This is a genomic window from Hydrogenophaga sp. (assembly GCF_050182545.1).
In the GTDB taxonomy this organism is placed as follows: Bacteria; Pseudomonadota; Gammaproteobacteria; order Burkholderiales; family Burkholderiaceae_C; genus Hydrogenophaga.
This window is the reverse complement of record NZ_JBFXCD010000026.1, coordinates 1-11,253: the sequence shown is the minus strand read 5'-3', so window position 1 is coordinate 11,253 and position 11,253 is coordinate 1. Positions and strand designations below refer to the sequence as shown.

13 protein-coding genes and 3 tRNA genes are annotated in these 11,253 nt (G+C 67.5%); 13 read left to right on the top strand and 3 right to left on the bottom strand.

Annotated features, from left to right (window positions below):
- Positions 1–22: 22 nt before the first annotated feature.
- On the bottom strand, positions 23–418 hold the full coding sequence (gene apaG, locus AB7P10_RS18820; protein ID WP_428295372.1) for a Co2+/Mg2+ efflux protein ApaG: 396 nt from the start codon (positions 416–418) through the stop codon (positions 23–25).
- Between the two features lie 96 nt (positions 419–514).
- Here apaG and rpe point away from each other — a divergent pair, with 96 nt between their 5' ends.
- Both rpe and gph read left to right on the top strand, forming a co-directional pair.
- A complete protein-coding gene (rpe, locus tag AB7P10_RS18815) occupies positions 515–1,204 on the top strand; it encodes a ribulose-phosphate 3-epimerase (protein WP_428295371.1) in 690 nt (229 codons plus the stop codon).
- Positions 1,205–1,326: 122 nt separating this feature from the next.
- Entirely contained in the window at positions 1,327–1,968 is a 642-nt protein-coding gene (gene gph / locus AB7P10_RS18810) for a phosphoglycolate phosphatase (RefSeq protein WP_428295407.1), read from the top strand.
- Here gph and AB7P10_RS18805 read toward each other — a convergent pair.
- Positions 1,962–3,098, bottom strand: a complete 1,137-nt coding sequence (locus AB7P10_RS18805) for an ABC transporter substrate-binding protein (RefSeq protein WP_428295370.1) — start codon at positions 3,096–3,098, stop codon at positions 1,962–1,964. The genes gph and AB7P10_RS18805 overlap by 7 nt on opposite strands.
- A 91-nt stretch (positions 3,099–3,189) precedes the next feature.
- On the bottom strand, positions 3,190–3,801 hold the full coding sequence (locus tag AB7P10_RS18800) for a chalcone isomerase family protein (RefSeq protein WP_428295369.1): 612 nt from the start codon (positions 3,799–3,801) through the stop codon (positions 3,190–3,192).
- Between the two features lie 425 nt (positions 3,802–4,226).
- Between AB7P10_RS18800 and trpE the strand changes: the two genes are divergently transcribed.
- The 11 genes from trpE to AB7P10_RS18745 all read left to right on the top strand — a co-directional run.
- On the top strand, positions 4,227–5,726 hold the full coding sequence (gene trpE / locus AB7P10_RS18795; protein WP_428295368.1) for an anthranilate synthase component I: 1,500 nt from the start codon (positions 4,227–4,229) through the stop codon (positions 5,724–5,726).
- On the top strand, positions 5,723–6,313 hold the full coding sequence (locus AB7P10_RS18790; protein WP_428295367.1) for an anthranilate synthase component II: 591 nt from the start codon (positions 5,723–5,725) through the stop codon (positions 6,311–6,313). The genes trpE and AB7P10_RS18790 overlap by 4 nt, the downstream gene beginning before the upstream one ends.
- Positions 6,310–7,377, top strand: a complete 1,068-nt coding sequence (gene ltaE, locus AB7P10_RS18785; protein ID WP_428295366.1) for a low-specificity L-threonine aldolase — start codon at positions 6,310–6,312, stop codon at positions 7,375–7,377. Before AB7P10_RS18790 ends, ltaE begins: the two co-directional genes overlap by 4 nt.
- Positions 7,378–7,390: 13 nt before the next feature.
- The gene (locus AB7P10_RS18780; protein ID WP_428295365.1) at positions 7,391–8,029 is read left to right on the top strand and encodes a LysE family translocator; all 639 of its coding nucleotides are present in this window, start codon (positions 7,391–7,393) and stop codon (positions 8,027–8,029) included.
- A gap of 21 nt (positions 8,030–8,050) precedes the next feature.
- On the top strand, positions 8,051–9,100 hold the full coding sequence (trpD, locus tag AB7P10_RS18775; protein ID WP_428295364.1) for an anthranilate phosphoribosyltransferase: 1,050 nt from the start codon (positions 8,051–8,053) through the stop codon (positions 9,098–9,100).
- A 14-nt stretch (positions 9,101–9,114) separates the two neighbouring features.
- Positions 9,115–9,915: an indole-3-glycerol phosphate synthase TrpC gene (gene trpC, locus AB7P10_RS18770; protein WP_428295363.1), complete on the top strand. Its 801-nt coding sequence runs from the start codon at positions 9,115–9,117 to the stop codon at positions 9,913–9,915.
- A gap of 1 nt (position 9,916) precedes the next feature.
- Complete coding sequence (locus AB7P10_RS18765; protein ID WP_428295362.1) at positions 9,917–10,642, top strand: uracil-DNA glycosylase; 726 nt, start codon at positions 9,917–9,919, stop codon at positions 10,640–10,642.
- Positions 10,643–10,712: 70 nt separating this feature from the next.
- Positions 10,713–10,798 (top strand) — tRNA-Tyr (locus AB7P10_RS18760).
- 75 nt (positions 10,799–10,873) lie between these two features.
- Positions 10,874–10,947: transfer RNA gene (locus tag AB7P10_RS18755), tRNA-Gly, on the top strand.
- Positions 10,948–11,002: 55 nt separating this feature from the next.
- Positions 11,003–11,077, top strand: a tRNA-Thr gene (locus AB7P10_RS18750).
- Between the two features lie 53 nt (positions 11,078–11,130).
- Positions 11,131–11,253, top strand: a 123-nt coding sequence (locus AB7P10_RS18745; RefSeq protein ID WP_428295181.1) for a GTP-binding protein, incomplete at its 3' end; no start/stop codon positions are given.

Genomic DNA, 11,253 nt, shown 5'->3' with positions numbered 1-11,253 from the left:
GCGGGCGGGCGAGAACGCGCGCTCAGTGCAGCACGCGCGAGGGGGCCTGGCCCGCGCCGGGCGCGCGCAGGTCGAATTCGGGCACCGGGGCCTCGAAGCGTTCGCCGTCCTCGGCCACGCAGAAAAAACTGCCGCGCATGCTGCCGGTGGGCGTGGCCAGGCGCGTGCCGCTGGTGTACTGGAACGATTCGCCCGGCCGCAGCAGTGGCTGGTGGCCCACCACGCCCAGGCCCTTGACCTGCTCGGTGTGGCCGCGCGCGTCGTCGATGATCCAGTGCCGCGCGATCAGCTGTGCCGTCACCTCGCCCGTGTTGGTGATGGTGATGGTGTAGGCGAAGGCGTACTGGTCTTCCTCGGGCGACGACTGCTCGCTCAGGTACTGGGGTTCAACCTCGCAGGTGAACAGGTATTTCGGCATGGCAGGCATGTTACCGCGCCCCTGCGACGGTGCCGTGGCCCTGCGAGAATGTGGGCTTCCGCCCCGATCCCGACACCCCACGCCCGCCTTCTGCCCATGTCCGCGTCTCCCACCCCGTACCGCATCGCCCCGTCCATTCTGTCCGCCGACTTCGCCCGGCTGGGCGAGGAAGTGAAGAACGTCATCGCCGCCGGCGCCGACTGGATCCATTTCGACGTGATGGACAACCACTACGTGCCCAACCTGACCTTCGGGCCCATGATCTGCCAGGCGCTCAAGCCGCACGCGAAGAAGCCCGACGGCACGCCCGTGCCGATCGACGTGCACCTGATGATCCAGCCGGTGGACGCGCTGGCCGGCGCCTTCATCGACGCCGGTGCCGACCTGGTGAGCTTTCACCCCGATGCCAGCGCCCATGTCCACCGCAGTGTGCAGGCCATCAAGGCCAAAGGCTGCAAGGCGGGGCTGACCTTCAACCCCGGCGCGCCGCTGGACGTGCTGGACTGGCTGATCGACGACATCGACCTGATCCTGATCATGAGCGTCAACCCCGGCTTTGGCGGCCAGAGCTTCATCGATTCGGCGCTGCGCAAGATCGAAGACGCACGCCGGCGCATCGAGGCCAGCGGCAAGGACATCCGGCTCGAGGTGGACGGCGGCATCAAGACCGACAACATCCGCCGCGTGGCCGACGCGGGCGCGGACACGTTCGTGGCCGGCAGCGCGATCTTCGGCAAGCCGGACTACAAGACCGTGATCGACCAGATGCGCGCGGCCCTGAAGTGATGGAGAACGGCGGCGCGGGGTCGGGCGCCGGGCCGCTCCCAAGCCCGGCCAGCCCCCTCGGGGGGCAGCGACCCGCGAAGCGGTGGAGCGTGGGGGCCTTGATCGTGGATCTCGACGGCACGATGGTGGACACGCTGGGCGATTTCGATGTCGCCCTGAACGAGACGTTGAAGGATCTGGGCCGGCCCACCGTCACCCGCGCCGACATCGAACGCATGGTGGGCAAGGGATCGGCACACCTGATTCACTCGGCGCTGGTGCACGGCGGTCTGCGCGCCGATGAGGCGGCCCGCAGGCAGCCCGAGGCCTGGGCGCGTTACCAGGCGCACTACCTCGCCATCAATGGCCAGCACAGCGCGGTTTACCCTGGCGTGGTTGAAGGCCTCACCGCGCTGCGCGGGCTGGGTCTGCCGCTGGCCTGTCTGACCAACAAGCCGCTGGCGTTCGCGCGCCCGCTGCTGCAGGCCAAAGGCCTGGTCGGCTTCTTCGCCCATGTGTTTGGCGGCGACAGCTTCGCGCGCACCAAGCCCGACCCGCTGCCCTTGCGCAAGACCTGCGAGGCCCTGGGCAGCGCGCCGGCACGCACGCTGATGGTGGGGGACTCGCAGAACGACGCCATCGCCGCGCGCGCCGCCGGTTGCCCGGTGGTGCTGGTCACCTATGGCTACAACCACGGCGAGCCGGTGCGCGCCGTCGACGCCGACGCGTTTGTGGACCGCCTCGACAGTCTGCCCGGCCTGCTGTCGGGCGCCCTGGCTCAGTAGAGCAGCTTGCCGTCGCCGGACACCACGCCGATGTCCACCCAACTGCTGCCCAGATTGCCCTTGGCGAAGTTGACGCGGAAGCCGCCCAGGTCGACCTCGCCCATGCCCTGCAGTGCCTGTGCGATGCCGGCGGGCGTGAGGCCGCGGCTGCGGCGCGCGGCTTCGGCGAACACCCGCGCGGTCACATAGCCTTCCATGTGGAAGGTGGTGTAGGCCTGCAGGTTGGGGTGGGTCTTGCCCATGGCGGCGCGAAAATCGCGCTGCAGTGGCAGCGTGGCACCGCGCGGGTTCGGGTAGGTCTGGGCGATGCCCACGCCGCGCGCGCCGTCACCGGCGAACTTCATCAGCGCGGGCGCGGGCAGGTAGGACAGGGTGAAGATCTGCTGCGAAACACCCGCCTTGCGCAGCGCGGCAATGCTCTCGCCGACAAACTTGGGCGCGCCCACCACCAGGGCCGATTGCGGGTTGGCCGCCGCCAGGGTCTTGGCCGCCTGCGCGATCGCCGCGGCGTCGGTGGATGAAGCCGCGTCCACGATGTCGATGCCCCCGAGTTCGGCCGCGGCGGCGCGCGCGGATGCCAGGCCGGACGAGCCGATAGGGATGTTCTGGTACAGCACGCCCATGGAGCGGATGCTGAGCGTGCGGGCGTGGTTCACGATCTTGTGGATCTGCTGCTCGTCGCCCGCGCGGATGTGGAACAGCCTGGGGTGCCCCGGCGCGCGCAGCACGCTGGCGCCAGGCACCGCGTTGAGGATCACGATGTCGGTGCTGTCGAGCAGCTTGTTGTCGAGCACGCCCTTGAGCGTGGCCGAGCCCAGCGGCGTCAGCAGGGCCACGGGCTTTTTCTCCATGGCGACCGCGAGCTGCTGGCGGAATCCGTCGTAGGTGTAGGTGTCGTCGAGCGTGATCAGCGCGACCCGGCGGCCCTGGATGCCGCCGCGGGCGTTGATCTCGTCCAGTGCGGCCCGGATGCCCTCGTTGAGTTCCTTGGGGTCCGGCGCGGGCAGAACGGTAAAGGGGCCGATCTGCGCGACCACGATGTCACCGGGCTGGATGGCGTTCTGCGGCATGCCGGTGGCGGGCAGGAGAGCGGCGGCGGCCAATGCGGCCATCAGGGTTCGACGGATCATGGTGCTATGAATTTGAGGGCAAGGACCTCCATTCTGGCGCGCTCGATGGCCCGTTCGGCACCGCTGGGTGCCCGCGCGTCGCGGGGACGGTTCAACGCGCCTTGCCGAGCAGGGCGTCCTTGAGCTGCCAGTCGGCCGGTTTCGGCCCGAGCCAGATGCGCATGAGGGCGTCGAAGAACTCGGGTTCCTTGAAGGGCGCGCCCTCGACCTGGCCTTTGATGGTGAGCACCGTGCCGGTGCCGGGCACCCAGTCCACGAGGAAGCTGTCGCCCTCCTTGAGCTTCTTGTGGTCGCTGAACACCTGGCTCATGCGCAAAACGCCGGGGATCAGCTTGGAGAAGGCCGCGCGGTCCATGTTGTCTTCCATGCCGCGCGAGAACAGCTTGCCCAGTTCGGCCGAGTCGATGTCGCGCAGCATGGTGATGCTCATGCGCTTGGGGCCGCTGGCGGCCAGCACCGCCTCGGTGGTCGATGCCTTCTGGCCCAGGTACAGGCCTGCGGTGTAGACCTTGAACACCGCCTTGTAGCGAATGCCCGCGCCATTGAGCAGCAGCGGGCTGCCGGCCACGGTGATGCGCTCTTCGAGCCGGACCCCACCCAGTTCAACGGTGGCGGCCTGGCCGGGCGCGGCGCCCAGCAGCAGGGAAACGAGCGCCAGGGCGGGTGCGCGGCGCAACAGCGAAGACACAAAGGACATTTTCATGGTGGGAGTCGGAAGGGGCAGGGAAAGGAGAGTGGACACAAAAAAACGAACGTCCGTTCGCTTTTCTCGAATTGTCCCGGCAAGGCCGGCCCGCGGCATCAGGGTTTGGCCGTAAAACCAAAGCTTGGTGGCGTGACAAGGCGCACGCGCCTGCTGGCTTTGCTACACTGCGCGCTCCATGTTGAACCCACGCACATCCTCATCAGGTGATCTGCCGCGCCGCAATGGCCGGGGAGCCTGGCCCTGGCGCAAGCCAGCGTAAACGTGCACCTTCCCCCGGGGTCTGCACAGTCCGCGCGCGCCACACGCCGCCACTGTCGCCCCACCCAGAGCCCGGCAGTTGCCTGTCCGGATGACGAGGAACCCGGCGCCGAGCCCCCTGTGTCGATGAACGACGAGCGGCGAGGCCGATGGAAAGCATCAACATGATCACGGAACTGGAATTCAAGAGCCTGGCCCAGCAGGGCTACAACCGCATCCCGCTGATGGCCGAAGCCTTCGCGGACCTGGAAACCCCGCTCTCGCTCTACCTCAAGCTCGCGCACGGGCGCGGCGACGGCAAATACAGCTTCTTGCTGGAATCGGTGGTGGGCGGCGAGCGCTTCGGGCGCTACAGCTTCATCGGCCTGCCCGCGCGCACGCTGCTGCGCGCCACGGGCTTCGGGGCCGAGGCGAAGACCGAGGTGGTGCGCGACGGTGCGGTGATCGAAACCGCGCACGGCAATCCGCTGGATTTCATCGCTGCCTACCAGCAGCGTTTCAAGGTGGCGCTGCGCCCGGGTCTGCCGCGCTTCTGCGGCGGCCTGGCCGGCTATTTCGGCTACGACGCGGTGCGACACATCGAAAAGAAGCTGGAGCAAACCTGTGCGCCCGACACGCTGGGTTGCCCGGACATCCTGCTGCTGCAGTGCGAGGAGTTGGCGGTGATCGACAACCTCTCGGGCAAGCTCTACCTGATCGTCTACGCCGACCCGGCCCAGCCCGAAGCCTATGCCAGCGCCAAGAAGCGGCTGCGCGAACTGCGCGAGGCGCTGAAGTATTCGGTGAGCGCGCCGGTGGTCAAGCCCAGCCAGGGATACCCGGCCGAGCGCGACTTCGCCAAGGCCGACTACCTCGCTGCCGTGGAGCGCGCCAAGGAGCTCATCGCCGCGGGCGACTTTATGCAGGTGCAGGTGGGGCAGCGCATCAAGAAGCCGTACACCGAGTCGCCGCTGAGCCTGTACCGCGCGCTGCGCTCGCTCAACCCGTCGCCCTACATGTACTACTACCACTTCGGGGATTTCCACGTGGTGGGCGCGTCGCCCGAGATCCTGGTGCGGCAGGAAAACACGGTCGAGGGCACCAAGGTGACCATCCGCCCGCTGGCCGGCACGCGTCCGCGCGGCGCCACGCCCGAGCAGGACAAGGCCACCGAACTGGAGTTGATCAACGACCCCAAGGAACGCGCCGAGCACGTCATGCTCATCGACCTGGCGCGCAACGACATCGGGCGCATCGCGAAGATCGGCACCGTCAAGGTGACGGAGGCCTTTGCGGTGGAACGCTACAGCCACGTGATGCACATCGTCAGCAACGTCGAGGGCATGCTCAACGAGGGCATGACCAGCATGGATGTGCTCAAGGCCACGTTCCCGGCGGGCACGCTGACTGGCGCGCCCAAGGTGCATGCCATGGAACTGATCGACCAGCTCGAGCCGACCAAGCGCGGCATCTACGGTGGCGCCTGCGGTTACCTCAGCTATGCCGGCGACATGGACGTGGCCATCGCCATCCGCACCGGCATCATCAAGGAGCAGACGCTCTACGTGCAGGCGGCGGCCGGCGTGGTGGCCGATTCGGTACCCGAGATGGAATGGAGGGAAACCGAGCACAAGGCGCGCGCGCTGCTGCGAGCGGCCGAACTGGTCGAGGAGGGCCTGGAATGAAAACCGTGCGCCTGCTGATGGTCGACAACTACGACTCGTTCACCTACAACATCGTGCAGTACTTCGGTGAGCTGGGTGCCGAGGTGAGCGTGTTCCGCAACGACGAAATCACCGTGGAGGACATCCAAGCGCGGCTGGACGCTGGCCAGGTTGACCGGCTGGTGATCTCGCCCGGACCGTGCTCGCCGGCCGAGGCCGGCATCTCGGTCGCGGCCATCCAGCATTTCGCGGGCAAGCTGCCCATCCTGGGTGTGTGCCTCGGCCACCAGAGCATCGGCGCCGCGTTTGGCGGCAGGATCGTCCGCGCGCAGGAACTCATGCATGGCAAGACCTCGCAGATCACCACCACGCAACAGGGCGTGTTCGCGAACCTGCCCGCGCAGTTCACGGTGAACCGCTACCACTCGCTGGCCATCGAGCGCGCGAGCTGCCCCGATAGCCTCGACGTCACGGCCTGGACACCCGACGGCGAGATCATGGGCGTGAAGCACAAGACGCTGGCCATCGAAGGCGTGCAGTTCCACCCCGAGAGCATCCTCACCGAGCACGGGCACGCGATGCTGAAAAACTTCCTGGAGCAGGCATGAAGACCGTCGACCTTCGCAGCGACACCGTCACGCAGCCCACGGCCGCCATGCGCGAGGCCATGATGACCGCGCCGCTGGGCGACGACGTGTTTGGCGACGACCCGTCGGTGCAGGCGCTGCAGGAACGCGTCGCCGCGGTCACCGGCAAGGAGGCCGCGCTGTTCATGCCCAGTGGCACACAGAGCAACCTGTGCGCCATGCTGTCGCACTGCGAGCGCGGCGACGAGTACCTTGTCGGCCAGAACGCGCACACCTACCGCTACGAAGGCGGCGGCGCGGCGGTGCTGGGCAGCATCCAGCCGCAGCCGCTCGTGCAGGACGCCCGCGGGCAGATGCAGCTGGCCGATATCGCCGCCGCGATCAAACCCGACGACCCGCACTTTGCGCGCACGCGCCTGCTGTGCCTGGAGAACACCTGGAACGGCCATCCGATGTCGGCCGACTACCTGGACCAGGCCACGGCGCTGGCGCGCGAGCACGGCCTGGCGGTGCACCTGGACGGCGCGCGCGTGTTCAACGCAGCGGTGGCCACGGGCGGCGATCCCTACGCCGCCGTGCGCGGCATCGTGGACCGTTTCGACAGCGTCTCGGTGTGTTTCAGCAAGGGCCTGGGCGCGCCCGTGGGCTCGGCGCTGTGCGGCTCAAAAGACCTGATCCGCCGTGCGCTGCGGTGGCGCAAGATGCTGGGCGGCGGGCTGCGCCAGTCGGGCTTGCTCGCGGCCGCGGCGCACCATGCACTGGATCACCACGTGCGCCGGTTGGCCGACGACCACGCGCTGGCGCAGCGGCTGGCGCAGGGGTTGGCCGGCATCGATGGCCTGGCCGTGCGCTCTGCGCAAACCAACATCGTGTTCGTGGACGTGGCGAATGGGCGCGGCCCCGATCTGCTGGCGCACCTGGCGCGCGACGGCGTGCTCGCCACAGGCCTGATCGGCCTGCGTTTCGTCACCCATCTCGACGTGGACGCGGCCGGCATCGACCGCGCCATCGCCAGCGTCAAGACGTTCTTCGAACACGGCCCGGCCGCCGGGACGACCCGAGCGGCGGGAACGGCCGTCTACTGATAGGGAGGCGACCATGCCCGACCTGCCGCACCTCCTGCTCTTCATCGCGGCCGGTTGGCTGCTCAACCTCACACCTGGCCCGGACGTGCTCTATATCGTCACCAACGCGCTGCGCAGCGGCGTGCGCGCTGGCATCGTGGCGGCGTTGGGTATTGTCAGTGGCTGCTTTGTGCACGTGTTCGCGGCCGCCATCGGTGTGAGCGCGCTGCTGGCCACGTCGGCCACCGCGTTCACGGTGCTCAAGTGGATCGGCGCGGCCTACCTGCTATGGATGGGCGTGCGCTTGCTGCTGTCGAGGGCCGCGCCGCTGGATCTGGGCTCGGGCGCGACCGAAGTGGACCTATGGCGCGTGTTCCGCCGCGGCTTCCTCACCAATGTGCTCAATCCCAAGGTTGCGCTGTTCTTCCTGGCCTTCGTGCCCCAGTTCATCGCGCCCGATGCGCCGCACAAGGCGCTGACCTTCCTGCTGCTGGGGCTGATCTTCAACCTCAATTCGCTGCCGATCAACTTCGGCTACGCCTGGCTGGCCGCCTGGGCCGCGCGCCGCGTGCAGACTGTGCAGCGCGCCATGCACTGGATGGACCGCGCCGCCGGCCTGCTCTTCGTGGGCTTCGGCCTGAGGCTCGCCATGACCGACAATCCCGCCCCATAAAAGCGTTTCACTGGAGACCCCATGTCGCCCACCTCCGCCCACAAGATCACCCCGCAGGAAGCCCTGCAGCGCACCATCGAGCACCGCGAGATTTTTCACGACGAGATGCTGCACCTCATGCGCCTCATCATGAGCGGCGAGATGTCGCCGGTCATGATGGCGGCCTTCATCACCGGCCTGCGCGTAAAGAAAGAGACCATCGGCGAGATCACCGCCGCCGCGCAGGTGATGCGCGAGTTTTCCACCAAGGTGCACGTGGCCGACAAGACACACCTGGTCGACATCGTGGGCACCGGTGGAGACGGCTCGCACACCTTCAACATCTCCACCTGTGCCATGTTCGTGGCGGCCGCGGCGGGCGCGCGCGTGAGCAAGCACGGCGGGCGCAGCGTGTCGAGCAAGAGCGGCAGCGCCGACGTGCTGGAGAGCCTGGGCGTCAACATCAACCTGCCGCCCGAGGCGATCGCGCGCTGCATCGAGCAGGTCGGAGTGGGCTTCATGTTCGCGCCCAACCACCACCCGGCCATGAAGAACGTGGCCCCGGTGCGGCGCGAACTGGGCATCAAGACCATCTTCAACATCCTGGGTCCGCTGACCAATCCGGCGTCGGCGCCCAACATCCTCATGGGGGTGTTTCACCCCGACCTGGTGGGCATCCAGGTGCGCGCGCTGCAGCGCCTGGGCGCCGAGCACGCCGTGGTGGTCTATGGCCGCGACGGCATGGACGAGGTTTCGCTGGGAGCGGCCACGCTGGTGGGTGAGCTAAAGGACGGCGAGATCACGGAGTACGAGATCCACCCCGAGGACTTCGGCATGACCATGGCCAGCAGCCGCGCGCTGCGCGTGGAAACGCCCGAGGCCTCGCGCCAGATGCTGATGGGCGTGCTGGAGAACCGCGACGACCCGGCCTTCAAGGCGGCCAGCGAGATCGTCTCGCTCAACGCCGGCGTGGCGCTGTACGCCGCCAACGTGGTGGACGACATGAGCGAGGGCATCGCGCTGGCGCGCCGCACGCTCGCTTGTGGCGCGGCGCTGACCAAGCTCGAGCAGCTCAAGGCCTTTGTGGCCTGAACCGGGGCGGCGACATGAGTGACATCCTGCAGAAGATCGTGGCCGTCAAGCACGAGGAAATTGCCGCGGCGCAAAAAAGAAAGCCGCTCGACGTGGTGCGCTTCGACGCCGAGAGCCGTGTGCTCACGCGCGACTTCGAAGGCGCCCTGCGCGCCAGGATCGCCGCCGGCCTGGCTGCGGTGATCGCCGAAGTCAAGAAGGCCAGCCCCAGCAAGGGCGTGTTGCGTGAGGACTTCATCCCCGCCGACATCGCCCAGAGCTATGCCGAGGGCGACGGTGTTGTGAGCGCGGCCTGCCTGTCGGTGCTGACCGACCGCCAGTTTTTTCAGGGCAGTCCAGACTACCTCAAGCAGGCGCGCGCCAGCTGCGACCTTCCAGTGCTGCGCAAGGATTTCATGGTCGACCCCTATCAGGTCTACGAGGCGCGGGCCATGGGTGCCGACGCCATCCTCCTGATCGCGGCCTGCCTGGACGACGCCCGCATGGCCGAGCTGGAGGCGATCGCGTTCGACCTGAACATGGCGGTGCTGGTGGAAGTGCATGACCGCGACGAACTGCAACGGGCCCTCAAGCTCAGGACGCCGCTGCTGGGCATCAACAACCGCAACCTGCGCACTTTCGAGGTGACGCTGCAGACCACGCTGGACATGCTGCCGGACGTGCCCGCTGACCGCCTGCTGATCACGGAGTCCGGCATCCTGGCCCGCGACGATGTGCAAACAATGCGTGCCGCGGGCGTCAACGCCTTCCTGGTGGGCGAGGCCTTCATGCGCTCGCCCGAACCGGGGCTGGCCCTGGCCGAGCTGTTCGCCTGAGGTGACGGTGCAGGCAGGCTTTGACTGGCAGGCACCGCGTCTGACTTCGGTCGATCCGGCGAGCTGGCGGGTCCAGACCGGTTGGGCGGGTCTGGTGGCCGATTTCTGGGGGTCACCACATGGGCAGGGCCTGTGCCGGTTTCTGACCGAGCGGCTGGCCCATGGCGCCGTGATCTACCCGCCCCGGCCCTTGCGTGCCCTGGAACTTGCGGCGCCAGAGGATGTCCGGGTGGTGATCCTCGGCCAGGATCCCTACCACGGACCCGGCCAGGCCGAGGGCCTGGCGTTCTCCGTGGCACCAGGCACCAAGGTGCCACCCAGTCTGCGCAACATGCTGCTGGAATTGCAGCGCAACCTGGGCGCTCCCGCGCCGACCGATGGATCCCTGGTGCGCTGGGCGCGGCAAGGCGTCTTGCTGCTCAACACCTGTCTGACAGTGGAAGAGGGCCTACCCGCCAGCCATGCCGGCAGGGGCTGGGAAACCCTGACCGATTCGGTGATTCGCCGGTGCAGCGAGGGGGCCGGCCCCAAGGTGTTCATGCTCTGGGGCGCCCACGCCCAGAAAAAGGCGGCCTTCATTGACGCCGGTCGTCACAGGGTGCTCTGTGCCAATCACCCCTCGCCGCTGTCGGCGCGGCGCGGCCCGATACCGTTCATCGGCTGCGGCCATTTTGAGCAGGCCAACGCCTGGCTGGCCGGCCAGGGTTTGCCGCCGGTGGTGTGGTGACAGGGATGGCGACGGAGGGGGCGGCTGCGCGGCTGCCATGAAACCATGGCATAATCGCGGGCTGCGCTATGGAGGGGTGGCCGAGTGGTTAAAGGCAGCAGACTGTAAATCTGCCCGCTTACGCGTACGCTGGTTCGAATCCAGCCTCCTCCACCAGCGACCGATGTGATGTGCGTGCGAATGGGAAGTCGCGCCCTGTGTGCCGGCGCCATCTGGTGCCGGTTTGTTCGGGCGGGAGTAGTTCAATGGTAGAACCCCAGCCTTCCAAGCTGATGACGCGGGTTCGATTCCCGTCTCCCGCTCCACGTTCCGTCGGTGGTCAAGTTTGAATTTCAGGGTGGCTGGTTTCCGGCCGCCTTGGCCCTTGTGGCTCAGTGGTAGAGCACTCCCTTGGTAAGGGAGAGGTCGCGGGTCCGATTCCCGCCAAGGGCACCAGTTGTTGGCAGAAGTTCTGGTTGTTTCGGCAGTTTTGATTTGGAGCTGAAAAAATGGCAAAAGAGAAATTTGAGCGGACCAAGCCGCACGTGAACGTGGGCACGATCGGACACGTTGACCACGGCAAGACGACGCTGACGGCGGCGATCACGACGGTGCTGGCGTCCAAGTTCGGC

Coding starts and splice junctions, on each gene's coding strand:
- apaG (WP_428295372.1), bottom strand. CDS start 418: ATGCCGAAATACCTGTTCACCTGCGAGGTTGAACCCCAGTACCTGAGC.
- rpe (WP_428295371.1), top strand. CDS start 515: ATGTCCGCGTCTCCCACCCCGTACCGCATCGCCCCGTCCATTCTGTCC.
- gph (WP_428295407.1), top strand. CDS start 1,327: ATGGTGGACACGCTGGGCGATTTCGATGTCGCCCTGAACGAGACGTTG.
- AB7P10_RS18805 (WP_428295370.1), bottom strand. CDS start 3,098: ATGATCCGTCGAACCCTGATGGCCGCATTGGCCGCCGCCGCTCTCCTG.
- AB7P10_RS18800 (WP_428295369.1), bottom strand. CDS start 3,801: ATGAAAATGTCCTTTGTGTCTTCGCTGTTGCGCCGCGCACCCGCCCTG.
- trpE (WP_428295368.1), top strand. CDS start 4,227: ATGATCACGGAACTGGAATTCAAGAGCCTGGCCCAGCAGGGCTACAAC.
- AB7P10_RS18790 (WP_428295367.1), top strand. CDS start 5,723: ATGAAAACCGTGCGCCTGCTGATGGTCGACAACTACGACTCGTTCACC.
- ltaE (WP_428295366.1), top strand. CDS start 6,310: ATGAAGACCGTCGACCTTCGCAGCGACACCGTCACGCAGCCCACGGCC.
- AB7P10_RS18780 (WP_428295365.1), top strand. CDS start 7,391: ATGCCCGACCTGCCGCACCTCCTGCTCTTCATCGCGGCCGGTTGGCTG.
- trpD (WP_428295364.1), top strand. CDS start 8,051: ATGTCGCCCACCTCCGCCCACAAGATCACCCCGCAGGAAGCCCTGCAG.
- trpC (WP_428295363.1), top strand. CDS start 9,115: ATGAGTGACATCCTGCAGAAGATCGTGGCCGTCAAGCACGAGGAAATT.